This window comes from Microbacterium sp. NPDC076768 (assembly GCF_040687205.1).
Classification (GTDB): Bacteria; Actinomycetota; Actinomycetes; order Actinomycetales; family Microbacteriaceae; genus Microbacterium.
Genome location: NZ_JBFBMU010000002.1, coordinates 1,174,833 through 1,200,935, shown reverse-complemented (window position 1 = coordinate 1,200,935; position 26,103 = coordinate 1,174,833). Strand labels below are relative to the sequence as shown.

The following is a 26,103-nucleotide window of genomic DNA, read 5'->3' as shown; positions in this document are numbered from 1 at the left end:
ACCGAAGGAGAATACCATGCGCCGCACAGCGCTCTTGGCTGGAATCGCCGCCTCAGCACTCCTGCTTGCTGCCTGTTCATCTACTGCTGACACTTCGTCGACGTCGACCGCAAACGCCGATACGAAGGCAGAGATTAACTACGCCTACTGGGATGCCACTCAAGAGGCCGCGATGAAGAAAATCATCGAAGAGTTCAACAAGGAATATCCAAACATCACGGTGAAGTCAGACGTGACTCCCTATTCCGAGTACTTCGGAAAGCTGCAAACCCAGGCTTCATCTGACACCTTGCCCGACGTGTTTTGGATGAATGGGCCGAACTTCCAGCTCTATGCCTCGAACGATAAATTCGAACCGATACCTGACGCGATCGACCCGGAGAACTATCCGCAGGCGCTGAACGACCTCTACTCCTTCGATGGCACCCAGTATGGCGTGCCCAAAGACTTCGACACGGTCGCCGTGTACTACAACAAGGCTCTCTTTGACCAAGCCGGAGTCGCGTATCCCACCGAGGGGTGGACGTGGGAGGAGTTCCAAGAAAAGGCCAATGCCATTTCCGATGCGCTCAAGGCTGACGGCGTGTACGGAACAGTGAATGGACTCACGGGCGGCCAGGAGGTGTACTACAACACCATCCTTCAGGCTGGCGGAGAGGTCATCTCGGCCGATGGGAAGACGTCTGGCTACGACAGTCCAGAGTCCATTGCTGGTTTGCAACTTGTCGCCGACCTCATCGCTGACGGCTCCGCTCCGACTCTGCAGCAGCTGTCGGACACTCCGCAGAACGTGTGGTTTGTGAACGGAAAGTCGGCCATGTTCTGGTCGGGCACCTGGTCTAACGCGGAGCTCCGTGAGTCGGCGATCGTTGACGATATCGAGGTCGCTCCGCTCCCCAAGGGTAAGCAGGAGGCCACGGTCATCCACGGCCTCGCCAACGTCGTCGCGAAGTCTTCAGAGAACAAGGCAGCCGCGTTGGCCTTCCAAGCTTTCCTCGGCTCCGACCGGGCAGCCGTCATCCAAGCAGAGGCTGGCGCTGCGCTTCCTGCCTACGAAGGCACGCAGGACGCCTTCATTGCGTCGGCACCGTACAACCTGCAGGTGTTCTTAGACGAGGCGGAGAACTACTCGTTCCCGTACCCCGTATCGAAGAACACTGCCGCGTGGAATCAGCTGGAGAACGAATTGCTTCCTGCCGCATTCTCGGGTGAGCGTCCTGTCGCCGATGTGGCTAAGGAACTCGCGGAGAAGATGAACGCATCTCTCGCTGAAGAAAAATAATGACATCGACAGCCAACAGCGAGGTCGGCGTTGCAGGTAACACTGCAACGCCGGCCCCGCCGGCCAGCCGCGAGCGAAACGACCTCGGCTGGGCACTCGTCTTCGTCTTGCCACTGTTTTCAGGAGTCGCGCTCTTTTACCTGTGGCCGATCATTCGTAACTTCTGGTTCAGCTTTACGGAGTGGGGACCATTTGGCGGATCGGAGTGGGTGGGGTTCGCAAACTACGCCGAGCTCATCACTGACGCCACGATGGGGCGCGCGATCCTGAACACCCTCGGATACACCGCGATTCTGCTCTGCGGCATACCCATCGCGCTCTACTTTGCGAGCCTGCTGAACCGGCCAGGCCTCCGCTTCGCCAATGTGTTTCGTACAGCATTCTTTCTGCCGTATGTGGCTATGCCCGCCGCCATCTCCATGGTGTGGCGCATCATCTACAACGGCGATTTTGGGATCTTGAACTACGCACTCTCGCTCATCGGAATCGATGGTCCGAGCTGGTTGTCTACGGAGGGCGTCGCGCTTGTTGCCGTCGCGCTTGTGGGCGTGTGGATCTCGATCGGATTCAACCTGATCATCCTTTCGGCAGGCATGAAGGGCATCCCACCGGAGCTTTACGAGGCGGCGTCGCTCGACGGTGCTAAGCGATGGACGCAATTCACGACCATCACGGTGCCGCTATTGACACCATCGATCTTCTTTGTCTCGGTGATGACGGTGATCACTGGTTTCCAAGTTTTCGATCTTCTGTACGCGCTCATGGGCACCACAAACCCTGCGATCGATAAGACGCAGTCGGTCGTCTACTACTTCTTCACAAACATCAAGACGGGTGACAACGGCTACGCCGCGGCGATCGGTGTCGTGATTTTGCTGCTCGTAGGCATCTTCACCGTGCTGCAGTTCCAGCTTCAGAAGAAATGGGTCACCTATGTCTAAGCGTCGCGCTGTGGTGCACGACTCCAATGCCGGTGCGTATGTCGTACTGACGGTGGGCGCACTTGTGATGGTGTTCCCGTTCGTCTGGCAACTCATCATGTCTCTCGGTACGAACGCCGACGTGATTTCGATTCCGCCGTCGTTCTGGCCATCCGAGTTCAAACCAGAGAACTATGCCAATGTGTTTGATCGCGTTCCGTTCCTGAGCCAGTTCGGAGTCTCGGTTGGCATTACGGTTCTCCGCACAGTCGGACAGCTGTTGCTCTGCTCGATGGCTGGATATGCGTTTGCGCGCATGTACTTCCCGTTCAAAGGCGTGGTGCTGGGGCTCATCCTCGCGATCTTGATGGTGCCGCCGCAGGTCTACCTGTTGCCGCAGTACCAAATCATCCAGGGCCTCGGCTGGCTGAACACCATTATCGGCATCGCTGCCCCCGGTATCTTCAGCGCCTTCGGCACATTCATGATGCGACAGTTCTTCATGAGTTTGCCTGTTGAACTAGAAGAGGCTGCCCGGCTCGATGGTGCGAACCAGTTCCAGATCTTTTGGAAGATCATGTTGCCGCTCGCGAAGCCGGGCCTGTCCGCGCTCGCCATCATCACAGTGCTCTGGTCGTGGAACGACCTTCTTTGGCCGCTGATCGTTGCAACGAGCGCCGAAAGTATGCCGCTGTCAGCGGGCATCGCGACTCTCACGAGTGGCCGCACTATTACCGACTACCCGATGCTTCTCGCAGCGTCGATGATGGCGATGGCACCAGTGCTCATTCTGTTCCTCATCATGCAACGTCGTGTGATCGACGGCATCGCGTTCTCCGGACTGAAATGAGCCACCTTATGAAACGACCTGATCCGCCCCTTCGTGTCGGCCTCATCGGGGCCGGTGCAATTTCGCACGCGCATGTTCCTGGCTGGCTCGCACTTGGTGCACGCATCACTGTGTACTCCCACGTCGGTGCGGAAGCACTCGCATCGCAGTACGGGCTTGAGGTGGCTGCTTCCCTCGATGAACTCTGGTCGGCAGTTGACATCGTCGATATCGTGACGCCGACGTCGACTCATGCAGGCCTGGCGCTGGCTGCCATCGAGAAGGGGGTACACGTGGTGTGTGAGAAGCCACTTGCCCGCACGGCAGACGAGGCGAGGTCTGTTGTCGATGCTGCAGCACACGCGGGAGTGCGCCTCTTTCCTGCACACGTTGTGCGGTATTTTCCTGAGTTCTTCGAGGCGCAGCGGGCCATCGAGCGGAATCGGATCGGGCGCCCTGCGGTGTTTCGGTTCCGGCGGCAGAGCGCCGCGCCCACAGAGGCGTGGTTCTTCGATGAGACAGTTTCTGGCGGAATCGTGATGGATCAGATGATCCACGACCTTGATCAAGCTGAGTGGCTTGGTGGACCTGTGCGGCGCGTATTTGCCCGGCTACGCCGCGGTGGCACCGCGAACTCGGAGGTCGTAGCTGCCCACGTCATCCTCGACCACGAGTCGGGATTGATCAGTCATGTGCAAGGAACATGGGGCAACCCGGCTTTGCCGTTTTCCTACTCTTTCGATCTCGCGGGAGATGCGGGGGTGTTGCGGTTCGACTCGACCCGCGACGACAGCGTGCGTGTTGCGCTTCCCGCGCGTGGGCATGGTGGTTATGTACCGGAGGCAAGTGGTGTCTCAAGCCCTTACGCCGCCGAAATCGCAGACTTCGTGCACGCCATTCACTCGGGGGAGCCCGCGAGAGTCGGCGGTGCAGATGGCGTTCGTGCTGTCCTGGTCGCCGAGGCAGCACTCGAGTCGATCTCGAGTGGTTCGGCCGTAGAAATCACCAATAAGAGCTTCATTGGGGAGCGAGTATGACCCGCGTGACTGCGCCGTTTCGCGTCGGCATCCTTTCGTTTGCGCACCCCCATGTCGAGGCATACGCGCGTTCGCTCGTCGAGCGAGGAGTGCAGGTGATCGGCACAGATCTTCCCCCGTACGATTCGGGGAGTGTGCGGGGTGCGAACCTCGCGCAGAAGCTCGGCATCGACTACGTAGAAAGCGTTGACGAGGTGCTCGAATACGCTCCACACGCTGTCGTCATCGCCGCTGAGAATGCGCGTCATTACGAACTCACTATGCAGGCAATAGCAGTAGGCGCTGATGTCCTCTGCGAGAAACCCCTCGCGACAGAGATCGACGATGCGCGCGCGATGGTCGCGGCGGCGGAGGAAGCGGGAGTTTTGCTGATGACTGCGTACCCTGTGCGATTCGCACCATCGTTTGGTGAGTTGGTGACATGCGTGCGTGCGGGCCAACTCGGCGACATTGTTGCGATCTCAGGGACAAACAACGGGAAGATTCCGCTGGGAGACCGCAGCTGGTTTACCAATGCGCAGGCAGCGGGCGGTGGTGCGCTCATCGACCATGTCGTGCACTGCGCCGACCTTATCGATGAACTGCTCGGCGAGAGCGCGCACGATGTATACGCGACGGTCAACCACATCCTGCACGCTGATCGGGGCGTGCAGGTAGAGACAGGGGGAGTCGTGTCTATCGGCTACCCATCTGGCGTCATCGCAACGATCGATTGTTCCTGGAGCCAACCTGATTCCGCATCGACGTGGGGTGGACTCACCCTTGAAGTGCACGGCACCGAGGGGTCGATGCGCATCGACCCTTTCGCCGCGCATATTTCTGGATACGACGCAGACGGCGCCGTGTGGAACGCATTCGGCGCGGATCTTGATCAGCTATTGATCGATGAGTTCCTCGAGGCGATCCAGACCCGTCAGAGGCCCGTTACTGACGGCGGTGTGGGCGTGCGTACGCTCGCTATCGTCGATGCTGCTCGCCGGTCTGTGCGTTCAGGGAAATCGGAGTCGGTGCGCTCAACCAACTAGGTGTCAGCGCTGAATGCTACTTCGGGAGATGAATGGTGTACGCAATGCCATGACTGTCGAGGAGGTCCATCACGGGAACGCTCGGCCCCAGTGTGTTCGTCACTGAGCTCGCAAAGAAGTGCCAATGAGCGCTATCAATCGCGCCCGTCTCGGCAAGATACGCGTCTGAGAGTATCTGCTTCTGAATCGACTCCGTGAGGTACACGCGACCAACTTTTGACTCATGGGCGACGCCGTCGGCAAAGACATCCACTCGTCGGGTGGTGGCATTGCAGACCGCAATGCAACCGCGAGTCGGGAGGGCGAGCTGTGTCACTACTGCCGGGTTATCTGCGCCATAAAGCTCAGCCAAGAACTCCTCGCCCATGTCCGGGGTTCGGAAGAAAGCAGTCGTATCTCCGCTGCGATGACCATCGCGTCTCACAGCCGCCGCCAGGGTGGAGGCACTGACATTGCCTTTCTGCAGTTGAGCCAATGTGGAAGAGCTCACACCGGAATGCACGAGAAAATCCCAATCCTCCGGCGATGCAGATCGAAGGGCAGAAACTTTGACGGAATCGGGCACCCATTTGAGGCTCACGATCGTCGTTCCCACGGTGGCAGCAAACTCGGGGTGGCGTGCGACGAACTTGGCTGTCTTGGCGGGAACCGCCGCTATGTCGCCAGCTATCGGTACGAGGCCAGCGACGCTGAGGCCCGCTCCGACCCAATCTGCTTGGATCGTCGACGCGAGTGCGTCTCGTAGATCAGCAGCCCCGCCGATCACCCATCCGATGCCGGGAATGAAACTGGCGCTGCCAGAAGCGAGGTTGCCGGCGAACCAGGCGAGGGAGTCACCCGGCGCGAACTCGCCGAGAACGGCACCCTCCGCGAAGTCGCGTGCATAGACAGCGGTATCCACTTTGACGTCCGGCCACAGGGGGTCAAGTCCTTGGGAGGCTTGATTCTCGACTTCATACCCGTCGTCGAACCCATCTCCGTCGGTGTCGGAAAGGTCGGGTGCCGTGCCAACTTCGAGGACTTCTTCCGCATCTCCGAGGCGATCCCCGTCGGTGTCAGGGGCGAACGCGTCGAGGGAGAGATCAGCCTCGACAGCATCGGACAAACCATCGCGATCGGTGTCGCCCACCGTCGGATCGGAAAACACCTCAAACTCAATATCTCCGTTGGCGTCGGAGGAAGGCGCGCCAGCTTCATCGTCATCACCTAGCCCATCACCGTCTGTATCGGGATTCCATGGATCGGTGCGATACACCGCACCTTGGTCACTGCGCCAGGCTGCGACTTCCACTTCGTCGCCAAGGCCGTCGTCGTCTGAATCACCTTCGGTCGGGTCGGTAACACCCAGATACAGCGGATCCGAACCAGACCCCTCCACGGGATCGCCAGCCTCGTAGCCATCGTCGAGACCATCGCCGTCTGTGTCTGCCACACCAGGATCAGTGATGTAGATATCTCCGGCTGTCGTGCGCCAGCCGGTCGCTTCAACGTAGTCAGATAGCCCATCACCGTCTGAATCGACGCTGCGGCTGACGAAGTAGAGCGCCGCGGCCGCGATGAGGATGACCACCAACACTCCAGCGGATACCGTCAAAGGCCACCGAAGGGCGCGGAGTCTCGCGACGCGCGGGGCGGCAGGCGCTGAGCTGTCCGGCTGAGGCGGAGACGTGAAATGTTCACTCACTCGTCGATTCTCCGGTATATCGCTACACACTGTGTACGCATCGAGGCAAGATTCCTCGATGCGCCCGCGCTAGAAAGCGTTCTGAAGCTCGCAGACGATGTCTGCGTCTATCGTGGTGCCGTCGTCGAGCAACCCGACGAAGCGCACTTCGACGATGTCGCGACTTCCTTCTGCAGTGTGCGGACCCAACTCAGTTGGGCTGGTGACCTCGCCTTTCGCGGAGGGGCTGCCCACACCAGCGGCGCCGAGGGGATCGCGCAGAGTGAAGCACTCGTCGTTGAGCGCGACATAGTTGATCGCGCTGTCTTCGTGAGCTTTGACGTTGTCGATACCGCTGATCGTGACGATCTCTCCATCGTTGAGATCGCCAACGTCTTCCTTGCTGTTTTGACGGCTGATCGGCGGAAACAGAGTCGCGACATCGGGTGACGATCGGGGCGTATCTCTGGCACTGCATCGTGCATTCGGTGCGACTGGGTTCCCCAGTGCTGCTTTTACACCGACAGCAAGATGTGCACGCAGATACGGACGTGCTCATGGCGGAGGGGCTGACGCATCGCCAAGCAGAGGTCGTGATCGCACGCGCTCGGACGGACGGCGCGAACAGCGAGCTCGCGCAGGAGTTCGGAATATCGGAGTCGACAGTGAAGAAGCACCTGGAAGAAATCTTTCGAGTTCTGCGAGTCACCAGTCGTGCCGCTGTGGTGCTTCGCCTCCCAGCGCTCGGTTAAACATATCCACTATGTAGTGGACTCTGCCGTGCCCAGACACCTATTGTGAGGCGTAGGGTGCACCCGAGCTGTCGCCGAACCGGCACCAGCATTCCCCGCGGGGGCGCCAGCCCGTAGCGTTCCGCGTTGCGGCCGAGGAGGTCCGCATCGTGCCGATTGTCCACCATCGAGACCCGTCGCTGCCACGGAAGATCTCATGGCAAGCGTTTGCTGTGGTCACGGCGTTGTTCGCGTCCATCTTTATACCGGTTGCTGTTGCGAATGCCGCACCAGGAGACACCGTCTCTGGGGTGCTTCGCGTAGACGCAAATGGAGACGGAGCTGTCGGCACTGGCGTTGACGGGGAGAACGACCTGCCGTTGGCGGGCGTCGCTGTCGCTTTGACAGGTTCCGATCCCGCATCCCCACGCCTTACGACGACGACAGACTCCAACGGGGCGTGGTCCTTCGCCGAGGAGGACTACACCGTGGTTGCTGGCCCGTACATCGTCGAACTCGATGTGTCTGCGGTGAACGGTGGTGTCTACGCAACCTTTCCTACAGCGTCAGACGATAATTCATTCGTGCGCGGAGGAAACTTGAGCACGGCATCCTCCGAGCCGTTCGCTGGTGGCGGCAATATCGTGCTGGATGGCTTGGTTTTCCCTGCGTGGTCGCTCGATCTTGCTTTAGCGGCAGATCCGGCGGGCTACGAAGGGCTCTCGGTATACACCGGCGCAGCTCCGTGGGACGCTGACAGCTCGCAGCCTGGCAACGACTCCACGGCGGCAGACGGAACAGTGCGTACTGCAGATATCGTGCGCTACAACTGGTCATTGACCGCCGCAGCGAGCGCGTCTGTGGGTGGGACGCTCTCTGATGTATTTTTTGAGCAGACGATTAGCCTCGGTTCGGACGCCCGAGCGAACTTCGCCTCAGTCCCCGCGGCATGCGCCGGCGGGACGATCGTGGCGTATCCGTCTGGGGTGTCCATCTTGCCCAAGGGTGATCCGCCGAGCGGCACGACGCAGGTCGTGCTCACCTGCAACATCGGCGCGATGGGAGACGCAACGGCGGTGCGTCTGTTGCCTACTTCAGTGCAGGTCTCGTCCAATTCGACCAACGGGTCAACCTTCGAGGTTACTGCGCGTGCGTACGCGACAAATACGCAGGGCGTTGCCATCGCGCAACCATCGGCGACTGTAAGCAACGGTCCGATCGAGATCACCGCAGCACCTAGCTACGACATCGAGAAGTTCAGCGGCCGGGATAACTACAACGGCACTCACACTATCGATGGCGTTGACGTAGCCGGACTGTATTCGTATTACACGATCCAAATATCAACTGATCGTGTCGTCGGAGTAGAAGGCCTCAGTCAACCCATCCGGGTTGAGGACAGCTACTGGGGAGTTCGCACTGTCGAAGGGCCCAACGGGGAAGCGGTGGGCTCTCACATCTCCGACTTGAAGTGGTACATCGACCAGTGCAGGGCGAGTCCAGCCGGGCTTGCTCTCGGGCAGGACTATGACAACACGGTGTTCGGGAAGATCGAGGAGAGCTCGATAGCCAACGAAACAAACAGTGTGCGCGACTCCGGTTCGTGCACCTACTCGCGTGCAACTGCTGATACGGGGAACTATTCCTTTGAGTTCAGCGGGATTGACACATCTGGTGCTACCTATCCGACGACGAGCGCCAACGGCGAGGTTTCGCTCGAGGCTGGTCCCTTCTATGTCGCTTCGTACCGGGTGCGTATCTTCATCCCTTACACCGAGCTTGACCGGATGGAGGGGGAGCCGGATGACGGGACGGGGCGACTGAGCGTCTTCAATCGCATCGGCGGATTTGATCCCGAAGGGCTTTCTGGCGCCAGTAACTACGGCGATGAGAACGAGCCGGGGTACTGCGAGATGGGCAGCTCTTCTGATCAGTCGTCACTATGTATAAATATGGCTGATGGGGGACGAAGTAATAACGTGGCGGGTCCTCTTCCCGTAGCAATCTCACCCGGAGCTTGGGGAAAATACCTCTTCGACCGCGCTCCTGGCGCATATGTCGAGAGTGACATAAATCCACTTCCTGAAGCCAGCCAGGCTCACGATGGGGCGGGACAGGTGCAACCCGGACAAGCGTTCAGCTCCAGGGTAACGATCGCCACAAAAGGAGCGCCGATTGCTGCGCGCATGTGCGATGTGTTTGATAACACCACTCTGTCCATAGCGCCGTTGAGTGCGAACTCAGCTGGCTACCCCGACACGATGTATTCCGTCATCATTCCGGAGGCGGTGACGGGTGCGGCGGCTCGGGCGGCGTATCAGGCGAATTGGCAGACGAAGTATGCCTCTATCGACCTCTCGGGCGACGATGTCAACACGGGAGTGTTCGATGCGGCGACTGACCGTTTCGAGGGAGACTGGACCAATCAGCGTGCAGCGACAGATGCAGAGAGCACGGTGTGCGGCTCGCCCGACGTGGAGTGGTTCGATAACCCGAACGACGTACCGGGCGGGATAGACGCAGTAAATGTCGTCTGGACACAGGTCGTCGGCGACTATGTGGTCGCCCCTGGGGGCGCGGTGTACTGGTTCCTTACCTTTGAGCAACGCAACGAGTTCAACGGAGGTAGCCGTGACGGTGAACCTATCCCCGCGGGAACTGTGGCGGCTAATTTTGCTCAGGCTGACCTGGGGAGCGGATGGGGGGAGGCCGCTTACGTTCCAGGCGCCGGCACCGCAGGTGGCGCGATCGCGAACACGGAGAACGGCAGTATCCAGGGGGATAGGTGGACGGTCGTGCGCGCTGCGCTACGACTTGCGACGCGCACGGTGGATGCTGATGTCGGAGGAATAGCAGCGAGTGGTGCCTCCGACTTCGGTGTGACCGGATCAGCGATAGCGGGCGCACCTGTCGTCTGGGAGATCGTTCCCACATTGACCGCAGCGTCTGGAACACCGGCTCCGGTGGAGAACGTGGCTGTTACCTACACACTCCCCGAGGGAGTTGCATATGATGCCGCGGCAACGGCGGATGTCGTTGGCGGAACAACGCCTTCTTCGGTAATTGCGAATGCCGACGGCTCGACAACACTCGTTTGGAGTTTTGGAACCAGGACTCCTAATCAGGGCCTTCCTGTTTTGCGGATTGCGACCTATACGGATCCGCTCGCCACCTCAGATGTCTTTCCTCGCGGTGGGGAACATCCGCGGGGATTTCGTCCCTGAGGCCGCGTCACACAGCGACAGCCACACCGTTGTCTCGCAACAGACCGGGGAAGTGCAGTTGAAGAAGTCTGTTGATCGTGCGCTCGATCTGGAGGATGGTCGCCAGATCTTCACTCTTCAGGTGCAGAACTTTAGTGAGTCACTCGCAATTCAGCCCTTCACGGTCATCGATGTTTTGTCGTACAACGGAGATCAGACGGACGAATCCGGCATCAACCGTACGCCTGGATCGGAGTATTCAGGCGCAAATACGCTGTCGGGAGCCCCGACCGCTTTTGAGCTCGACGGCGAGACGACGGCGCCAGGGACGTTTTTCTACACGACAGTCGAAGCGGCGAATGTGCCTCAGCACGCTTCAGATGACACGGATCCGAGCATTTGGTCTACGACGTTTACCGCACAGGCGACAGCTTTCAAGTTCGTGGCGGACAACCCGCTTGCAACCGTCGGGTCGGGCTCTGCGGCTGCGCTGAAGATCATCGTGGAGACGGAACAGGTCGGAAACGTTGCCGGGGATCTCTATGCCAACCGTTTCTCCGCGTTCAGCGAAAGCCTCATCAACGCCGGACGCCTCCAGCTCCTTGCCTCCAATCAGGTTTCCGTTCGGGTCCTCGGGTTCAGTGTGGGTGACCTCATCTGGTTTGACGCGGACCGCGACGGGACCTTCACCCAAGACGTCGACACGCCGGTACCAGAGGGGGTGCACGTTGAGGTCTATGACGAAGACGACGTCAAGATGGGAGAAGTCGAGACGGACGCGAACGGACGTTGGGTCCTGAACGACATTCCCCGAGGTCGCTACTACGCGGTGATCCCAGCGAGTGAGTTTGAGACGGGCGGACTGCTGGAAGGTGCCTTTGCCGCACCCGGCGCTGAGACAGATCCGAACACCGACCTCAATGAGGACGTTGATCACCACACCGTCGCTACTGCAGACGGCGGCGTACGCACTTCGAACCTACTAAGTCTCGATGCGGAGGTCGACGCTGAGCCTATTTCGGGTCTGGAGCCGGTCGGGGAAAACGTGGGGGGCGTGCGCGTAGCACCATTGACCGGCGACGACTTCACGAACCTCACACTGGATATGGCGTTAGTGGGTCCCGCAGAATTCACCCTTGCCAAGGTGATCGATGGCGACGGTTCTGATTTCGCGACGGGACCCTTCATCGTTGAAGTGACATGCCTGATCGGTGGTGAGGCTGTGCCTGGCTACCCGCAGGAGGTCTCTTTCGCCGCCGCAGGTGACAGAATCCTGACAGCACCCGATGGAGCCTCCTGCTCTGCGTCTGAGACGCAAACGGGGTCGGCAACGAGCGTTGCGGTGAATCCAGCGAGTGCCGTCACGGTCAGCAGCGATCCAGACATCGATGACTCGATCACGGTGACGAATACGTTCGATCTGGGAGCACTCAGCATCCGCAAGGAGGTCGCAGGCGCCGGGGCAGAATTCTCGGGTAGCACCTTTGAATTTTCGGTGACGTGCTCGTTCAGCGGAGTGGAGGCTGCTTTTGTCGATCAGGTTCGGCTCGAAGTTGATGGCGCTGGGTCCTACACATCAGATGCTGTGGAGGGGATCCCCGTTGGTGCGATCTGCGTGATTGTCGAAACGGAGAATGGCGGAGCAGATGCCACACCAGCTGCGGTGAATTTGGTGATCGACGGGGATGACACGACAACTCAAACCGCGGGATTTCTGAACGAGTTCTCGGCGGCGAATGTCTGGCTATCCAAGGCGCTCGACGGGGCTGCGGCGAACGATAGCTTCGTTGAAGCTATGTCCTTCCGCACGCAACTCACCTGTCAGATCGATCGGGAAGGGACACGCGTCGAGCTGTACTCCGGACTGATCGATCTTCAGCCAAACACGCCTGTAGTCGCCTCGGTGGTCGCCGCGGGGGAGGACGGAGTAAAGGAAGCGCTTCTGTTGCCGTTGGGAGCGCGCTGCTTTGCAGAAGAGCTTGTTATGCAGGGCGCCGCAGCCTCCGCAGTCGATGCCGCCACCTTTGAGTCTGGCGCAGCAGTAACAGCGAGCGCAGGCGGGATGACTGGTCAGCTTTCCATCACTGTTACGAACACCTTTGAAACCGAGCAGGTGGTTGTCTCGACCACTGGGTCGGGCTCATCTTCCTTTGAAACTGTGTGCACGTATCCGCTTGAAAATGACGAGGGCACGAGCGCAGTGGACTATCCACTCGCCCCAGAAGATGCAACGTTTGTGTTGCGCGAGGGGGAGACCAAACGCATCACGGTCCTTGCAGGCGTGACCTGTCGAACATCGCAGACGGGCTCTTTCAATGATGGATCGTTCTTGGGAATTACGGGAGGCACATCGTCAGCGTGGCTAGTAGCTGGTGGGATCAGTCTGCTAGGAGCGGGAGCTGTCTTGTGGCTCGTTACACGAAGACGCATACTATCCGGTTGGATGGGAGTAAGAACGCGCACGAAAGGCCTCAATAAAACATGACGCACCTGACGATCGGGACAGTTCTCGGCGATCCACAGTCCACGGTAGAACTCGATGCGCGACGCTTTAATCGGCACACTTTCTGGGTAGGCCAGAGCGGTAGCGGCAAGACCTACGCTCTCGGCGTCATCCTTGAGCAGTTGCTGTTGGAGACGGAGCTGCCGATGCTCGTGCTCGACCCCAATGGAGATTTCACGCGGGTTCGTGAGACGCGGCTTACCGCAAGCGAGAAAGACGCTGCCCGGCTCGCCGAGGCAGATCTGAAGGTCTTTCGTGCCGCGGGTGGAGTGAGCGCGAGTGACGAAGAGAATCTGCATGTGCGCTTCGTTGATCTTTCCCCTGCCTCAAAGGCAGCCGTGTTGCAGATGGATCCCATTGCCGACGCAGATGAGTACAACGCCCTGATTCACCTGGAAAACGACAGCGAAAAACTGGACACCACTGGAATGGTGAGCGGTCTGCTTGCGACAGGGGAACCAGCCAAGGTCAAGCTGGCCAAGCGGATCGAGAACCTGCAGGTGCTCGATTGGGATGTGTGGTCTCGTGGCAGCGCTGCCGTTGTCGACGTCATCGATGAGCGTCCAAGAGCCTCCGTGCTCGACCTCGGCGGATTCAAGCATCGCGCAGAGCCGAAGGTGGCAGCGCTCGCGGTACTGGAGCACCTCTGGGCACGGCGCGAAGAGCGCAAGCCCATACTGATCGTCATCGACGAAGCACACAATTTGTGCTCACCGCATCCGGAAACAGCCGTCGAGCGGGCTCTCACCGAGCAGCTGGTGCAGATCGCGGCCGAGGGACGCAAGTTTGGCCTTTGGCTGTTGCTTTCCACGCAGCGCCCGACCAAGATCCACCCCAACGTTCTTTCGCAGTGCGACAATCTTGCGCTGATGCGCGTCAATTCTCCGCGCGACCTGGCGGAGCTTGCCGATGTCTTCGGATTCGCCCCTGAAGAAGCCATCCGGCGTTCATCGGATTTCACACAGGGACAAGCGCTGTTTGCAGGCGGGTTCATTTCTGAGCCGACCTTCGTGCAGATGGGCGAGCGAATTACCGAAGAAGCGGGTGGAGACGTCAAGGTCCCGTTGCGGAGCTAGACGCGAACTCCCTGTTGTCTTCCTGGCAGGGTGTTTAGGGTGGGGGCATGGACAGATTGCTCGTGTTTTCCGCTCAGGTCGCCATCGCTGTTGGCCATCGCGTGGAGGTGACAGAGAGCGTCGATCCGCTTACTACCGAACCTGTTGTCGTCAGCCTGCTCGATCTCGACACCGGGATCCGGTACCGCCGGGGAGAGCTGCCGGGAGGTGGCGCGTCTCGGTGGATTGGGCGAGTACTGGAATGTACCGTGACGATCGATGGGCCAAGCCCGCGCACCGCACTGCTCGTCGACCCGATTGGCCCTGCTGTCACCGAGGCACGCGTTGCCCTGCGTGATGCGGATGCCGCCGCTGAGGCGGCGAAGGCAGAGGCTGATCGATGGGGTGGCTCCGACCGTCCGCCGAGGGAAGAAGCCCCGCGCTTTTGGTGAAGTGAGGGCTCCGCATCACCGAAAGTCTCGTGAGTGGTGGGTAAGACCGGTGCGCAGATCGTCAAAGCCGTCGGCGATCACGTTGATCACGCCCTCCGGTGAGCGTTCCAGGATGCCACGGATGATCAGCGCCGGTGAGTCCCTGGCAACGCGACGATAACGGTTCCACACGCCGGCCGAGCATACGACGTTCACCAAACCCTTCTCGTCCTCCAGATTCACAAAGGTGACGCCAGCGGCTGTCGCCGGACGCTGCCTGTGGGTTACAAGACCGGCGACTTCCACACGCCTGCCCTCTTCATGCGTCCGCAAATCCTCCGAGGTAAGTACGCCACGCTCTTGTAGCGCCGCGCGAAAATGTCCCATGGGATGATCATCGGTCGATACGCCCGTCGCCCACAGATCGGCTGAGAGTCGTTCGTAGCTGGTTTGATCGGCAAAGAGCGGCGGTTGCACAGCGACGGCAGTGCCTGGCAAGAAATGGGCACGGTCCGTTGCAGCAGCGCCCGCGAGCCAGGTGGCCTCTCTGCGCGCAAATCCCAGAGATTCGAAGGCGCCGGCTGTCGCGAGAGCTTCCAAATGTGCCGCTGTCGCATCTGTGCGTCGCACCAAATCATGCAGATCGCGGTACGGGCCATTCGCCTCTCGCTCTGCCACGATCTTCTCTGCCAGAGGTACACCGATACCGCGGATGCCGCTGAGCCCGAGTCGTACGGCAAACCCTCCGTCCCTTCGGTGCGCGGCTGATTCATCTTTCGCCTCGCGAGCGAAGCGGAGAGTGGGCGGTTGCGGGTCAGCCAGACACTCGTCCAGGCCCGTCGGCTCTCTTCGCACCCCCTCACGGAGTGGTTCCAACGTCTCCATCGCACCAGAAGCATGCAGATCAGGACGACGCACCTCCACCCCATGACGCCGCGCATCGGAAGTAAGGGTGGCGGCGGAGTAGAAGCCCATGGGCTGTGAGCGCAGGAGCCCCGCAAGAAAGGCGCCGGGATAGTGCAACTTCACCCAGGAGCTTGCATAGACGAGCAGAGCGAAAGAGAGGGAATGGGACTCAGCGAATCCGAAATTCGAAAAGGCTTGGATTTGTGCGTAGATGCGATCAGCCGCATCTGCATCGAGTCCGCGCCTGGTCATGCCGGCATAGAGCTTTTCTTTGACCTTCTCAATCTTCTCTAACCCCCGCTTGGAGCCCATGGCCCTCCGCAGCAGGTCGGCCTCATCGGCCGTGCAGTCACCGATGGCTGTGGCCATCTGAATGAGCTGCTCTTGGAAAATGGGGATCCCCAGTGTGCGCTCGAGGATGTCTTCGAGATCCTGATGCGGATACGGGATCGTAAACGGCAACCGTTCCTCTCCTCGCGCTGCCCGACGCCTGTTCTGCTCGTCGATACGGTCTTTCGCCATCTTGCGCCTGACGAACGGGTGCACGGCACCACCTTGAATGGGCCCTGGACGAATAAGCGCAATCTGAATAGTGAGGTCGTAGAAACACCGCGGCTGCAAACGAGGGAGCAGACCAATCTGCGCGCGGGATTCCACCTGGAACACCCCAATAGAGTCAGCACGACAGAGCATGTCGTACACCGCCGGCTCTTCTTTGGGAATCGTCTCCAGCTTCCACTCCTCGCCGGTGGTCTCCTGAATGATGTCGAAGCTGTGTCGGAGGGCGGCAAGCATCCCGAGCCCCAAGAGATCGAACTTCACCAAGCCCATGAACGCTGAGTCTTCTTTGTCCCACTGAATGACAGTGCGATCTTCCATCCGCGCGTGCTCCACAGGGACCACCTCCCCGACAGGGCGTGCGGTGAGCACCATGCCGCCCGAATGGATACCGAGATGTCGAGGAGCCTTCATCAAGGCGCTGGCATAGGAGAGCACATTCTCGGGAATGTCATGCCCCTCAGCAGGTTCTAAACCGGCACCCCAGCCATCGACCTGACGCGACCAGGAATCTTGCTGACCGGGAGAATATCCCAGCGCTCTGGCCATATCGCGCACGGCGTTCTTCGGGCGGTACTGGATGACATTCGCCACCTGTGCTGCACGTTCCCTGCCGTACTTTTGATAGACCCACTGAATGATCTCCTCGCGGCGATCTGAGTCGAAATCCACATCGATGTCTGGCTCTTCCTGTCGCGTTGTGGCGAGGAAGCGTTCAAACGGCAGCCGGTAAAGGATGGGGTCCACCGCCGTGATCCCCAAGAGATAACAGACGGCGCTCGCCGCAGCCGAACCGCGTCCCTGACAGAGGATTCCACGCCGCATCGCTTCGCTGACGATGCCGTGCACGATGAGAAAGTACCCGGGGAAGTCTTTCTCTTCGATCACATCCAGCTCGCGTGAGATGCGGTGACGCCCCGCGTCATCGAGATGCGGATACCGTGCAGGCACCGCCTCCCACACCAAAAGACGCAGCCAGCTCATTGGCGTGTGCCCCTCTGGTACGTCCTGCCGCGGCAGTGCAGGACGTGCGTTTCGCAAAGGAAAAGCAGCGGCAGCCGCGAGATCGAGGCCGTACGAAATTGCGCCGGGATAGCGCTGAAACCGCGCCGACATTTCCGCTCCACTGCGCAGATGTGCCCCGTCGTGTGAGGGGAGCCAGCCGTCGAGTTCATCCATACTGCGCACTGCGCGTACGGCGGCTACTGCTTCGGCGAGTGGTGCCTGCGCTGGGCTCGCATAGTGCACGTTGTTGGTGGCAACGACGGGAAGGCGCATCCGCCGAGCGCGCTCTGCGAGAGCGTCGTTGCGACGTGTGTCTTGCGGATCGCCGTGATCAAACAGCTCCACCGCAACGTTGTCTTTGCCGAACAGGTCAACGAGACGCCGTAGCGGTGTCGCCGCATCCCCCTGGGCGAGTCCTCGCCGCACTGCGCCTTTGCGGCAGCCTGTCAGTATGGTCCAATGACCACCCGCACGAGCGGCAAGATCATCGATGTCGTATACAGGACGTCCTTTTTCTCCTCCACGCAGCTGGGCGGCAGTGATAGCTCCAGAAAGCCGGTGGTACCCCTCCATGCCGCGAGCGAGAACCAGTAGATGTTCTCCCTCCGGATCAGGGCCGCCGCGGGGAGACGCAGGCAGGTCGAGAGAGAGCTCAGCCCCAAAGACTGTCTGCAGCTTTGCCTCCATCAATTCCGCGACCTCAGCGAAACGGGCAGCGCCATAGAAACCGTCGTGGTCGGTAAGGGCCAGCGCCGTCAAGCCGAGGCGCTCAGCCTCAGCGACGAGGTCTTCCGGGGAAGACGCGCCGTCAAGAAAGGAGTACGACGAGTGTGCATGCAGCTCGGCATACGGCACGGCGTCTTCTGGCCGCACAACGGAAGGCGGGGTGCGCTTGCGGCGCCGACTCACAGGGCCAGGGTCTGGCCGCATACCGCGAGGCTCAGCACTTTGCGGTTTTGGTGCCGAGTCCTCCCCGCTGAGCGTACGCTCCAACTCACGCCAGGTCTGCGGAGGGTTGTGCCAGCCCATCAGCGGTACCTTCCCTCAGCCCACCAGCGGTCGCCGGTGTGAAAGACCAGCCAGGCCCGATCGCGACTATCGATGATCTGAAGCCGGTGCCCCCGTTTCCCACCCTCTGGGGACCAGCGCCGCTCGTGCACCGGCCATGGTCCTGCCCACGCCTGCACATCAGAGCCATCGATCCACATCGGCGTATGCGAGAGAGCTCCTCGCTCATCGATGCTGATTGTGCTCTGATCAGCGGCGAGCACCCCGATGGGCCGTGGAGGAACAAAAACTTCAGCGGGAAGCGGGTCGGGAAGAGCCCCAGGCCAGGGGGACTTCGGGTCGCGTGGGGGCACTGTGCGCTCTCCCCACGGCGTAAGCACCTGACGATCCGCTAACCAGCGACCACCAGCGACGGCCGCGGTAACAACTCCCTGATGACCCAACATGGTCTGCACCCGCGAAACGGCATGGTGCAGACGCTCATCGGTGGCGGCGCCGAAGAGTCCAGGCTGGTGATGCGCTGCGTCGTCGACAGCGACCGGAGCAATGCGCACCACCACGATGCCACCAAAGGCGCGCGCCTCATCGACCGGAGCTTTCGCGGATTGCGCGGCCAACGACTCCAATTGCCAACGCACCCTGTCGACCAACTCAGAGGCGTCGAAACAGGTGGGGTGCAACCAAGAACGCGAGAAGACCAGCCCGTTGTCGTCGGTCAGGTCGATCCGTACCTCCGTGCAGACGAGGGAGGCATTCCCGAGAGTGAGCATGACTGCATCCGCTGTCTGCCGCACAGCAAAAGCAACTTGGTCTGTTCCGCTCAGCGGCGATTCAAATTCGACGCTCCGTACCAGCTCAGGATCAGGGGGACGAGGAGTCAGCGGCTGTGAATCGGCACCGGCCGCAAGCGCCTGCAGGCGTGCACCGTGTTCGCCGAAGCGGTCGCGCACATCGAGGGGAGTAAGCGCGGTGAACTCACCCAGGGTCCGTACCCCGAGCTTGACGAGTAGATCGGTGATCCGCTCGTCTCTGAGTACTTGCACGGGGTACGGTGCCAAAAACTCTTGCGACCCTCCCTGCGGCACAACGGTGCAGGGCGCGGGCCCTCGTGCGGCGATCTCGGCGGTAAACGGACCGTCGGCGACGCCGATACGTACCTCGGGTAGTCCGGCCTCGGCGAGGATGGCGGTGAGTGCCTGAGCCGCTGATGCTTCCCCGCCGTGATAGCGAGCGATGCCCCTGGCCCGAAGAATCGCGAGTCCAGGGCGCAGGAGGGTCACCCCTGGTGCATGCTTTTCCAGCAGTTGTAGCACCGGCAGAAAGGCACGCTCGTCTTTGTCTGGGTCGTGGGGGAGTACCCGCAGAGTTGCGAGGTGTCCCTGGGCGACTCGGCGGCGTTGGCCAGAGCGCACACCGTGTTCTCTGGCAGACGCAGTGCAGGCCACAATCTTGCCAGCATGCACCAGAGCGGTGGGCGGATGCGGAGGCGCGCTACCGAGCGCTGCGCGCATGGGCCAATCGGGAAACCACATCACGAGAACACGCAGCGGGCCGCTCATCCTGCTTCCGCCCAGCGCAAAAGCTCTCCGGGAACGGGCTTTCCTGACGAAGCCTTCGTGGGGGAGACCGTTGGCAATGCAGCGAGTTCGGGTGTGACGATGTCAATGGTGCCGTGCGTTCCTGGCAGCAGCACGCGCACGCTGGACGGTCGCGGGCTATGCCGCGTCTGCGCCGTCACCGTCACGGTGCATTCGGAAAGCAACCCCCACCCCGCGCCGAGGCCGTGCCACTGCGGATTATGCAGGCGTATCGTCCCCTCGCTCTGGGGCCACCGTGCCGTACCGGGCGATTCAGTGACGAGGAGCGTGCATCCACGATCGCGTAACCGCGCACTCAGACGAGAAACATCGGCATCTCGTGTTTGCGCGCCAGGAGACACCACGATCAAAGGAACGACTTCGGCAAGGGCAGAGGTCGCAGAGAGCCAGCGGTCACCAGGATCGGGGATGAGCAGAAGGCGGTCGAGATTGATGCCGAACGCTGCCGCCGCTTCGGCGCCAAGAGTAGGCATACCAACAACTGCACACCACAGCCCCTTCTGTGATGCCGCGCTGATCAGTGCAAGTACAAGGCTGGGCGACGGGGAAACAGTGTAAGAAGTTCCGGTCTGCAGTCCCTCCTCCGGAAGAAGCGCAGCAAATGCCGCGTCGAGGGGAAGCAACGCATGCTCGCTGCGCCTCCGCTGCATTTTGCTGATTTCACGGCGCAACCGCAGCACTTCTCCCGCGCGGGAGTCGTTGGCCGGAGAGAGCGAGGCCACCGCATCGAGCCCGATCACCATGAATCCATCCTCGAATATATGTACTAATAAAGCAAGTCGTTTTGATGATGCTAATTCGTACATCAGACATCGCCTCAGGTTGTCCACAGGCGGTCTGCGTGGAGTCAGCCGATCTCCTAACCTGCGGAGATGGACATCCGATTCGTGCTCGTCTCTCTCGTGCATGTCGTACTGCTCGGTATCGGAGGGTGGCTGATCGTGATCGATGTGCGCACGCACCGTCTTCCAAACAGAATTGTGCTGCCCACCCTCGTCGGCCTTACGGCGCTCGCCGCGTTCGATGCCCTCGTCACAGGGGAGAGCGAAGCGCTGGTTCGAGCTCTTCTTGGCATGCTAATTCTGGGCGGCTTCTACGCGGTGCTGCGGGCGATCAGTAGCGCGGGAATGGGGGGTGGTGATGTAAAACTCGCCGCCGTTATCGGCCTTGTTCTGGGGTGGCACGGGTGGACTGCACTCGCGATCGGAGCAGCGTCAGCATTCGTACTCGGTGCGCTCTACGCGCTGGTGTTGATTCTTTTGAGAAAGGCAAACGGGGCCACCCGCATTGCATTTGGTCCGTGGATGATCGCGGGGGCAGTGCTGGGGGTCGTACTCGGATAATTCGTGCGCTTCGCCCCGGTCCACCGACGACGGTATTACGCTGAAGCTATGGCACTTGCACGACTTCACGGCGGCCCGCTGGACGGGCAGATCCTTCCCCTCGGCGATGCGGACGACAAGTTGATCGTTCCTTACAGCGAGACACAGGTGGTGTACAACCGTCGCGGCGAGCCGGCGAACACTGGCTCGTCTGATGGACCCACCGAGATCGACTTCTTCTTCGAGGAGTCTCTCGACGATCTCACCACCATCGATGATGACCGCACCGACTAATACAGTCGAGGTCGAGCGTAAATATGATGTCGGTATCGAAACGCCGATACCTGCCTGGCACGAGGTGCCTGGCGTAGACGCTGTCACTTCGGGTGAAGTGCGCATCCTCGATGCCCAGTACTTCGATACGCAAGAGGGAACCCTCTCGCGTGCTGGCGTGGCAGTGCGTCGACGCACTGGCGGCCCCGATGAGGGGTGGCACATCAAAGGGCCTCGCCAGGGCGATGGCAGAGTCGAACTTGGTTGGCCCCTCAGCGAAGGCAACGCTCTTCCTGCGGCCGTCGAAGAGGCAATCTCCCGATGGACAACCGCTCCGCTGACGCCGTTGGCTCGTATTGAGAACAACCGCACGGCATACCTTCTCTCCGGTCCGGCTGGCGTGATCGCCGAGTTCGTCGACGATCATGTGCGCGCTACCGACCTGCGCCACAACGTACAGCGACAGTGGCGTGAGTGGGAGATGGAACTCGGCCCTGCCGCGCCGACGGGGGCAGACGAGCGCGCGGCTTTTTTCCACGCTGTATCCCAAGCAGTGCAGGCCGTCGGGGGGACTGAATCGTCTTCCGATTCCAAGCTGGGGCGCGCGCTGGGTTTCTAGGCAGAACGTGGGGTCAAGCGCAACCCCATTCCCCGTGACCTCAATGCATGCTGGAGTGGGAATATGACCCGAAAGCCTGTGCTGCGATCGTTGCAGACGATCGTTCCCGACACTGTCCTTTTGCAAGAGCAGGTGCGCGATCTGTTCGCGCAACAACCCGGTCTCGGACGGCTGGCTCAGCGCATCGTCACCACGTCTTTCAACGTTTCCGGCATCGATAGACGACACACAGTGATTGATGAGCTCTCACCGGAGAGCGATGTCACCGATTCGATTTTTCTCGACGCGCACTCCAGAAAACTGCACGAACCCGGAACTCAAGCGCGCAACGACATCTATGCCAGAGAAGCGGGCCGACTCTTCGTAGAGGCCGCACGTCGGGCCATCGATGTGGACCCTGATCTGCAGCCTGCGGATGTGACACACATCATTACAGTCTCCTGCACGGGATTTCACGCACCGGGGCCGGATTACGAGATCGTGCGCGCTCTGGGACTCTCCCCAGCGGTGCAGCGCTACCACCTGGGGTTCATGGGCTGCTACGCATCCATGCCTGCCCTCAGAGCGGCAAGCCAGTTTTGTGCTGCAGATGAGGATGCCGTCGTCTTGGTGGTGAGTGTGGAGCTGTGCACATTGCACCTTCGCTCGTCAGAGGATCCGGACACGATTGTCGCTACTTCGCTGTTTGCTGATGGGGCGGCCGCCGGCATCGTTACGGCGCGGGAGCTCCCCTCCGCTGTGGCAGGTTTGCAGCTAGATCGCTTTCATACGGCGATCGCCCCAGAGGGCGAGAAAGACATGGCCTGGACCATTGGCGACACCGGGTTTGAGATGGTGCTCTCCACCGCGGTGCCACAGATCATCGGCAAGACCATCATCGAGGCGCTCCGCCCCCTGTACGCACACGAGAGTGAACTGGCCGAAGCATACGAAGCTGGCCAGGTCGGGGAGAAGGTCAAGCACTGGGCGATCCACCCGGGTGGGCGCAGCATCTTGGATCGGGTGCAGGAGCGCATGAACCTCAGCGACGCGCAGCTACACCCGGCGCGAGAAGTACTCCGCGAGAACGGCAACATGTCGAGTGCGACGGTTCTGTTCGTCCTCAAGCGAATTCTCGAAGACCAGGCAAGTCGCGACGGAGACCGGGTCTCGGCGATGGCTTTCGGGCCCGGTTTGACGGCAGAGAGCGCGCTGTTGACGATTATCTTCCAGCCAGAGTCATGAAATTCGATTTTCGAGAGCGGGATGTTGACGCCATCGAGTTGATGGACGACCCACATGCGGATGCGCGCATGCTGGCGCGCACGTACGGCCGGTTTGGTCTACTGAATGCACTCCTCTCTCACCCGGGGCGGCTCTACCGCCGGGATATTCGTCCGAGAGCAGCGCACACACAGAGGCTGCGAATCCTCGATATCGGCGCTGGCGGAGCAGACCTCTGTCGTTTCCTCGCTTGGCGGCTGCGACGAGACGGATTCGATGCTGAGATCACGGCGTTAGATGCGGATGAGCGCGCTATTCGCTGGGCGCAAGCGCACGACCGCGGGGCAGGCGTCACCTATCGCTGTGCGATGACCACTGAACTCGTGGCAGCGGGGGAGACGTACGATGTCGTTTTGTCGAATCATGTTCTGCACCACCTCGACAGGGCGCAACTGCGCACAGTCATCGGCGATTCCCGTCGGCTGGTCGCAGCCAGTGGCCTGATATCCCATCAAGACATCGCTAGGAGCAGAGCGGCCTACCTGCTGTACGCCGGGGTGACCTGGCCCCTCGCTCGCACCGCTCTCGCCGACTCTTTCATCCGAGAAGACGGTCTCATGAGCGTCAGACGTTCCTACACGGTTGCCGAGCTGCAAGAGTTCGCACCGCCAGGATGGAGCGTTCGTGGAAGCATCCCCGCTCGCCTCGAGCTGAGGTGGAACGGCGATCCGGCGCCGATCGGCTGAGCGAGACGAGCGTCGCAAACAAGTGAAGGCCCGGTCCGCCGAAGCGAGACCGGGCCTTCACGAGCACTGTGGCTTAGAAGTTGATCATGTGCCCAGCGAGTCCGTGGAAGCCCTCCTGCAGGGCTTCGGACAATGTCGGGTGGGTGTGCACGTTGCGTGCAAGCTCCAAAGCAGTGAGATCCCACTTCTGAGCGAGTGTCAGCTCAGGCAGAAGTTCGGAGACATCGGGGCCGATCATGTGCGCCCCGATGAGCTCGAGGTGCTCTGCGTCGGCGATCAGCTTGACGAACCCGACAGGCTCGCCGAGGCCGTGCGCCTTGCCGTTTGCCATGAACGGGAAGGTCGACACCTTGATCTCGCGACCCTCGTCTTTTGCCTGCTGCTCGGTGAGTCCGAACGAGGCAACCTGAGGAGAGCAGAAGGTAGCGCGCGGCATCATCCGGTAGTCACCCAGCGTCTGGGTCTCTGCGCCACCGATCGTTTCGGCTGCGACGACACCCTGTGCCTCGGCAACGTGAGCGAGCTGCAGCTTGGCGGTCACATCGCCGATGGCGTAGATGCCTTCGACGTTCGTGCGCATGTGGTCGTCAATCTCGATTGCGCCGCGCTCGGTGAGCTTTACGCCGGTCTTGTCGAGACCGAAGCCTTCAATGTTCGGAGCGAATCCGACAGACATGAGCACCTTGCCCGCGTCGATCGAGCTCTGCTTACCGTCCTTGCCTGTGTAGGTGACCGTCACGGAAGAACCGTTGTCGACGATCGTCTCCACCTTGGTGGAGGTGAGAATGTCGACGCCGTAGTTCTTGTACTGCTTGGTGATCTCCTTCGACACATCGGCGTCTTCGTTGGGAAGCGCGCGGTCGAGGAACTCGATGATGGTGACCTTGACGCCATAGTTCGTCAGAACATAGGCGAACTCCATGCCGATGGCACCGGCGCCGACGATCACAATCGACTCCGGCAGCTCACGGCTCATGATCTGCTCTTCGTACGTGACGACGTTCTCGCTGAGCGTCACACCTGGCAGGAGACGTACCTTCGACCCGGTGGCCACGATGACGTTGTCGAACGTGACTTCCTCGGTCGTTCCGTCTGCCTTAGCGACAGAGATTGCCTTGGGGCCGGTGAAGGTTCCACGGCCGTCGTACTCGGTCACCTTGTTCTTCTTCATCAAGAAGTGGATGCCCTTGACGCGGCCGGCCGCTACCTCGCGGCTGCGATCGAAAGCTTTACCGAAGTCGATCGTGAACTCACCGGAGATTCCAAAGAAATCGGCCTTGTGGTTCAGGGTGTGTGCAAGCTCCGCGTTCTTCAGAAGAGCCTTCGAGGGGATGCAGCCCACGTTGAGGCAGACACCGCCCCAGTACTTCTCTTCGATGACGGCGGTGGAAAGACCGAGCTGCGCGCTGCGAACCGCAGCGACGTATCCGCCAGGACCTGCACCAAGGATGACGACGTCGTAATGTGGCATGCCTTAAGCCTATCGCTCTGAGGGGGCTTCGGAATCGGTGGACGTCGGTGTCTTACGGCGTCTCGCGACGATCCAAGCGACGAGACCGGCGACCACGATGACACCGACAACGGCGAGTACCCAAACCCATGCCGGAACATCGGTGTCCGTCTGCGAGATCGGGACAGCGGTGACGCTTGGCTCGGGCGAAGCAGAAGGCGCGACGCTCTCCTCGGAGGTGGGGGCTGCTGTCGGCGCTGCGGTGGGCTCGGCCGTTGCAGCACCATCGTCGCCGACCGTGACGGTGAAGACGTACTCGCCAGAGGTGGGGTGGCCGTCGCTGGAGACAACCTTCCAGGTCACGTTGTAGACGCCAGCGGGGCCAGAGCCGGTGAGTGGCTGCGTAGCGATGGCACCGTCGACAGTCGGCTCGCCGTCCGTGACGGAGTTGCCCTCCGGATCCGTCACGACGACCTCGGTAGCACCCTCTCCGTCGATCAGCTTGGCGCTGAACGTCAGAGTCAATTCCGTTGGCACGACATCGACAGACTCATCGGCAGCGGGGGAGGACGAAACGAGCGCGTCGTGCGCGGAGGCAGACAGCGGGGCAACGAGCACCAGGAATGCGGCGAGTAACGTGGCGGCGAGGGCAATCGGGGCGGCAGGGCGGCGCAGAGCTTGAGTCTTCACATACTCATCCTATGAAGATCCAGTATGTGATCGCTGAGTGTGCAAG

The 26,103-nt window shown here is 60.7% G+C and carries 22 protein-coding genes; 16 read left to right on the top strand and 6 right to left on the bottom strand.

Features of this window, described 5'->3' with window-relative positions; all coding sequences use genetic code 11:
* Positions 1 to 16 precede the first annotated feature (16 nt).
* The 5 genes from AB0O87_RS12155 to AB0O87_RS12135 are packed head-to-tail and all read left to right on the top strand — an operon-like array spanning position 17 to position 5,093.
* Positions 17 to 1,282, top strand: a complete 1,266-nt coding sequence (locus AB0O87_RS12155) for a sugar ABC transporter substrate-binding protein (RefSeq protein WP_363516090.1) — start codon at positions 17 to 19, stop codon at positions 1,280 to 1,282.
* Positions 1,282 to 2,223: a sugar ABC transporter permease gene (locus AB0O87_RS12150; RefSeq protein WP_363516087.1), complete on the top strand. Its 942-nt coding sequence runs from the start codon at positions 1,282 to 1,284 to the stop codon at positions 2,221 to 2,223. Before AB0O87_RS12155 ends, AB0O87_RS12150 begins: the two co-directional genes overlap by 1 nt.
* Complete coding sequence (locus AB0O87_RS12145) at positions 2,216 to 3,052, top strand: carbohydrate ABC transporter permease (protein WP_363516084.1); 837 nt, start codon at positions 2,216 to 2,218, stop codon at positions 3,050 to 3,052. Before AB0O87_RS12150 ends, AB0O87_RS12145 begins: the two co-directional genes overlap by 8 nt.
* Positions 3,053 to 3,060: 8 nt before the next feature.
* On the top strand, positions 3,061 to 4,068 hold the full coding sequence (locus AB0O87_RS12140; RefSeq protein ID WP_363516080.1) for a Gfo/Idh/MocA family oxidoreductase: 1,008 nt from the start codon (positions 3,061 to 3,063) through the stop codon (positions 4,066 to 4,068).
* Positions 4,065 to 5,093 carry a Gfo/Idh/MocA family oxidoreductase gene (locus AB0O87_RS12135; RefSeq protein WP_363516077.1) on the top strand — a complete coding sequence of 343 codons (1,029 nt, stop codon included), beginning with the start codon at positions 4,065 to 4,067 and terminating at the stop codon, positions 5,091 to 5,093. Before AB0O87_RS12140 ends, AB0O87_RS12135 begins: the two co-directional genes overlap by 4 nt.
* Positions 5,094 to 5,109: 16 nt before the next feature.
* Here AB0O87_RS12135 and AB0O87_RS12130 read toward each other — a convergent pair whose 3' ends face one another.
* Positions 5,110 to 6,777: a hypothetical protein gene (locus AB0O87_RS12130; RefSeq protein WP_363516074.1), complete on the bottom strand. Its 1,668-nt coding sequence runs from the start codon at positions 6,775 to 6,777 to the stop codon at positions 5,110 to 5,112.
* On the opposite strand from AB0O87_RS12130, the gene AB0O87_RS12125 reads away from it, so the two are divergent.
* The 6 genes from AB0O87_RS12125 to AB0O87_RS12100 all read left to right on the top strand — a co-directional run bounded on the left by AB0O87_RS12125 (position 6,766) and on the right by AB0O87_RS12100 (position 14,700).
* Entirely contained in the window at positions 6,766 to 7,206 is a 441-nt protein-coding gene (locus tag AB0O87_RS12125; protein ID WP_363516071.1) for a hypothetical protein, read from the top strand. The two genes, AB0O87_RS12130 and AB0O87_RS12125, sit on opposite strands and share 12 nt — an antisense overlap.
* The gene (locus AB0O87_RS12120) at positions 7,203 to 7,508 is read left to right on the top strand and encodes a LuxR C-terminal-related transcriptional regulator (protein WP_363516068.1); all 306 of its coding nucleotides are present in this window, start codon (positions 7,203 to 7,205) and stop codon (positions 7,506 to 7,508) included. Before AB0O87_RS12125 ends, AB0O87_RS12120 begins: the two co-directional genes overlap by 4 nt.
* Positions 7,509 to 7,657: 149 nt before the next feature.
* Positions 7,658 to 10,711, top strand: a complete 3,054-nt coding sequence (locus AB0O87_RS12115; RefSeq protein WP_363516065.1) for a hypothetical protein — start codon at positions 7,658 to 7,660, stop codon at positions 10,709 to 10,711.
* Positions 10,665 to 13,175, top strand: a complete 2,511-nt coding sequence (locus AB0O87_RS12110; RefSeq protein ID WP_363516062.1) for a DUF5979 domain-containing protein — start codon at positions 10,665 to 10,667, stop codon at positions 13,173 to 13,175. The genes AB0O87_RS12115 and AB0O87_RS12110 overlap by 47 nt, the downstream gene beginning before the upstream one ends.
* On the top strand, positions 13,172 to 14,269 hold the full coding sequence (locus tag AB0O87_RS12105; RefSeq protein ID WP_363516059.1) for an ATP-binding protein: 1,098 nt from the start codon (positions 13,172 to 13,174) through the stop codon (positions 14,267 to 14,269). Before AB0O87_RS12110 ends, AB0O87_RS12105 begins: the two co-directional genes overlap by 4 nt.
* Positions 14,270 to 14,316: 47 nt before the next feature.
* A complete protein-coding gene (locus tag AB0O87_RS12100; protein ID WP_363516056.1) occupies positions 14,317 to 14,700 on the top strand; it encodes a hypothetical protein in 384 nt (127 codons plus the stop codon).
* Between the two features lie 15 nt (positions 14,701 to 14,715).
* On the opposite strand, the gene AB0O87_RS12095 is transcribed toward AB0O87_RS12100, so the two are convergent.
* From AB0O87_RS12095 to AB0O87_RS12085, 3 genes are read right to left on the bottom strand one after another with little or no spacing between them, the layout of a single operon-like run.
* Positions 14,716 to 18,177, bottom strand: a complete 3,462-nt coding sequence (locus AB0O87_RS12095; protein WP_363516053.1) for an error-prone DNA polymerase — start codon at positions 18,175 to 18,177, stop codon at positions 14,716 to 14,718.
* Positions 18,177 to 19,715: a DNA polymerase Y family protein gene (locus AB0O87_RS12090; protein WP_363516050.1), complete on the bottom strand. Its 1,539-nt coding sequence runs from the start codon at positions 19,713 to 19,715 to the stop codon at positions 18,177 to 18,179. The genes AB0O87_RS12095 and AB0O87_RS12090 overlap by 1 nt, the downstream gene beginning before the upstream one ends.
* Positions 19,712 to 20,497, bottom strand: coding sequence for a hypothetical protein (locus AB0O87_RS12085; protein WP_363516047.1), 786 nt, complete (start codon positions 20,495 to 20,497; stop codon positions 19,712 to 19,714). Before AB0O87_RS12085 ends, AB0O87_RS12090 begins: the two co-directional genes overlap by 4 nt.
* Positions 20,498 to 20,626: 129 nt before the next feature.
* Here AB0O87_RS12085 and AB0O87_RS12080 point away from each other — a divergent pair, with 129 nt between their 5' ends.
* From AB0O87_RS12080 to AB0O87_RS12060, 5 genes are all read left to right on the top strand, one after another.
* Positions 20,627 to 21,097 carry an A24 family peptidase gene (locus AB0O87_RS12080; RefSeq protein ID WP_363516044.1) on the top strand — a complete coding sequence of 157 codons (471 nt, stop codon included), beginning with the start codon at positions 20,627 to 20,629 and terminating at the stop codon, positions 21,095 to 21,097.
* A 48-nt stretch (positions 21,098 to 21,145) separates the two neighbouring features.
* Positions 21,146 to 21,370: a response regulator gene (locus AB0O87_RS12075; RefSeq protein WP_363516041.1), complete on the top strand. Its 225-nt coding sequence runs from the start codon at positions 21,146 to 21,148 to the stop codon at positions 21,368 to 21,370.
* On the top strand, positions 21,354 to 21,968 hold the full coding sequence (locus AB0O87_RS12070) for a CYTH domain-containing protein (protein ID WP_363516038.1): 615 nt from the start codon (positions 21,354 to 21,356) through the stop codon (positions 21,966 to 21,968). Before AB0O87_RS12075 ends, AB0O87_RS12070 begins: the two co-directional genes overlap by 17 nt.
* A 63-nt stretch (positions 21,969 to 22,031) precedes the next feature.
* Positions 22,032 to 23,192 carry a type III polyketide synthase gene (locus AB0O87_RS12065; protein WP_363516035.1) on the top strand — a complete coding sequence of 387 codons (1,161 nt, stop codon included), beginning with the start codon at positions 22,032 to 22,034 and terminating at the stop codon, positions 23,190 to 23,192.
* Positions 23,189 to 23,917: a methyltransferase domain-containing protein gene (locus AB0O87_RS12060; RefSeq protein WP_363516032.1), complete on the top strand. Its 729-nt coding sequence runs from the start codon at positions 23,189 to 23,191 to the stop codon at positions 23,915 to 23,917. The genes AB0O87_RS12065 and AB0O87_RS12060 overlap by 4 nt, the downstream gene beginning before the upstream one ends.
* Positions 23,918 to 23,990: 73 nt before the next feature.
* Here the strand turns inward: AB0O87_RS12060 and lpdA are convergent, their stop codons facing one another.
* Both lpdA and AB0O87_RS12050 read right to left on the bottom strand, forming a co-directional pair.
* Positions 23,991 to 25,388 carry a dihydrolipoyl dehydrogenase gene (lpdA, locus tag AB0O87_RS12055; RefSeq protein WP_363516030.1) on the bottom strand — a complete coding sequence of 466 codons (1,398 nt, stop codon included), beginning with the start codon at positions 25,386 to 25,388 and terminating at the stop codon, positions 23,991 to 23,993.
* 9 nt (positions 25,389 to 25,397) lie between these two features.
* The gene (locus tag AB0O87_RS12050; RefSeq protein WP_363516027.1) at positions 25,398 to 26,057 is read right to left on the bottom strand and encodes a copper resistance CopC family protein; all 660 of its coding nucleotides are present in this window, start codon (positions 26,055 to 26,057) and stop codon (positions 25,398 to 25,400) included.
* Positions 26,058 to 26,103: the final 46 nt, after the last annotated feature.

Bases quoted from the DNA above. Each gene is read 5' to 3' on its own strand.
- AB0O87_RS12075 (WP_363516041.1), top strand. From the start codon at position 21,146: ATGGCACTTGCACGACTTCACGGCGGCCCGCTGGACGGGCAGATCCTT.
- AB0O87_RS12065 (WP_363516035.1), top strand. From the start codon at position 22,032: ATGACCCGAAAGCCTGTGCTGCGATCGTTGCAGACGATCGTTCCCGAC.
- lpdA (WP_363516030.1), bottom strand. From the start codon at position 25,388: ATGCCACATTACGACGTCGTCATCCTTGGTGCAGGTCCTGGCGGATAC.
- AB0O87_RS12100 (WP_363516056.1), top strand. From the start codon at position 14,317: ATGGACAGATTGCTCGTGTTTTCCGCTCAGGTCGCCATCGCTGTTGGC.
- AB0O87_RS12080 (WP_363516044.1), top strand. From the start codon at position 20,627: ATGGACATCCGATTCGTGCTCGTCTCTCTCGTGCATGTCGTACTGCTC.
- AB0O87_RS12145 (WP_363516084.1), top strand. From the start codon at position 2,216: ATGTCTAAGCGTCGCGCTGTGGTGCACGACTCCAATGCCGGTGCGTAT.
- AB0O87_RS12150 (WP_363516087.1), top strand. From the start codon at position 1,282: ATGACATCGACAGCCAACAGCGAGGTCGGCGTTGCAGGTAACACTGCA.
- AB0O87_RS12090 (WP_363516050.1), bottom strand. From the start codon at position 19,715: ATGAGCGGCCCGCTGCGTGTTCTCGTGATGTGGTTTCCCGATTGGCCC.
- AB0O87_RS12095 (WP_363516053.1), bottom strand. From the start codon at position 18,177: ATGGGCTGGCACAACCCTCCGCAGACCTGGCGTGAGTTGGAGCGTACG.
- AB0O87_RS12135 (WP_363516077.1), top strand. From the start codon at position 4,065: ATGACCCGCGTGACTGCGCCGTTTCGCGTCGGCATCCTTTCGTTTGCG.
- AB0O87_RS12070 (WP_363516038.1), top strand. From the start codon at position 21,354: ATGACCGCACCGACTAATACAGTCGAGGTCGAGCGTAAATATGATGTC.
- AB0O87_RS12085 (WP_363516047.1), bottom strand. From the start codon at position 20,497: ATGGTGATCGGGCTCGATGCGGTGGCCTCGCTCTCTCCGGCCAACGAC.
- AB0O87_RS12125 (WP_363516071.1), top strand. From the start codon at position 6,766: ATGTTCACTCACTCGTCGATTCTCCGGTATATCGCTACACACTGTGTA.
- AB0O87_RS12140 (WP_363516080.1), top strand. From the start codon at position 3,061: ATGAAACGACCTGATCCGCCCCTTCGTGTCGGCCTCATCGGGGCCGGT.
- AB0O87_RS12155 (WP_363516090.1), top strand. From the start codon at position 17: ATGCGCCGCACAGCGCTCTTGGCTGGAATCGCCGCCTCAGCACTCCTG.
- AB0O87_RS12110 (WP_363516062.1), top strand. From the start codon at position 10,665: ATGTCTTTCCTCGCGGTGGGGAACATCCGCGGGGATTTCGTCCCTGAG.
- AB0O87_RS12060 (WP_363516032.1), top strand. From the start codon at position 23,189: ATGAAATTCGATTTTCGAGAGCGGGATGTTGACGCCATCGAGTTGATG.
- AB0O87_RS12105 (WP_363516059.1), top strand. From the start codon at position 13,172: ATGACGCACCTGACGATCGGGACAGTTCTCGGCGATCCACAGTCCACG.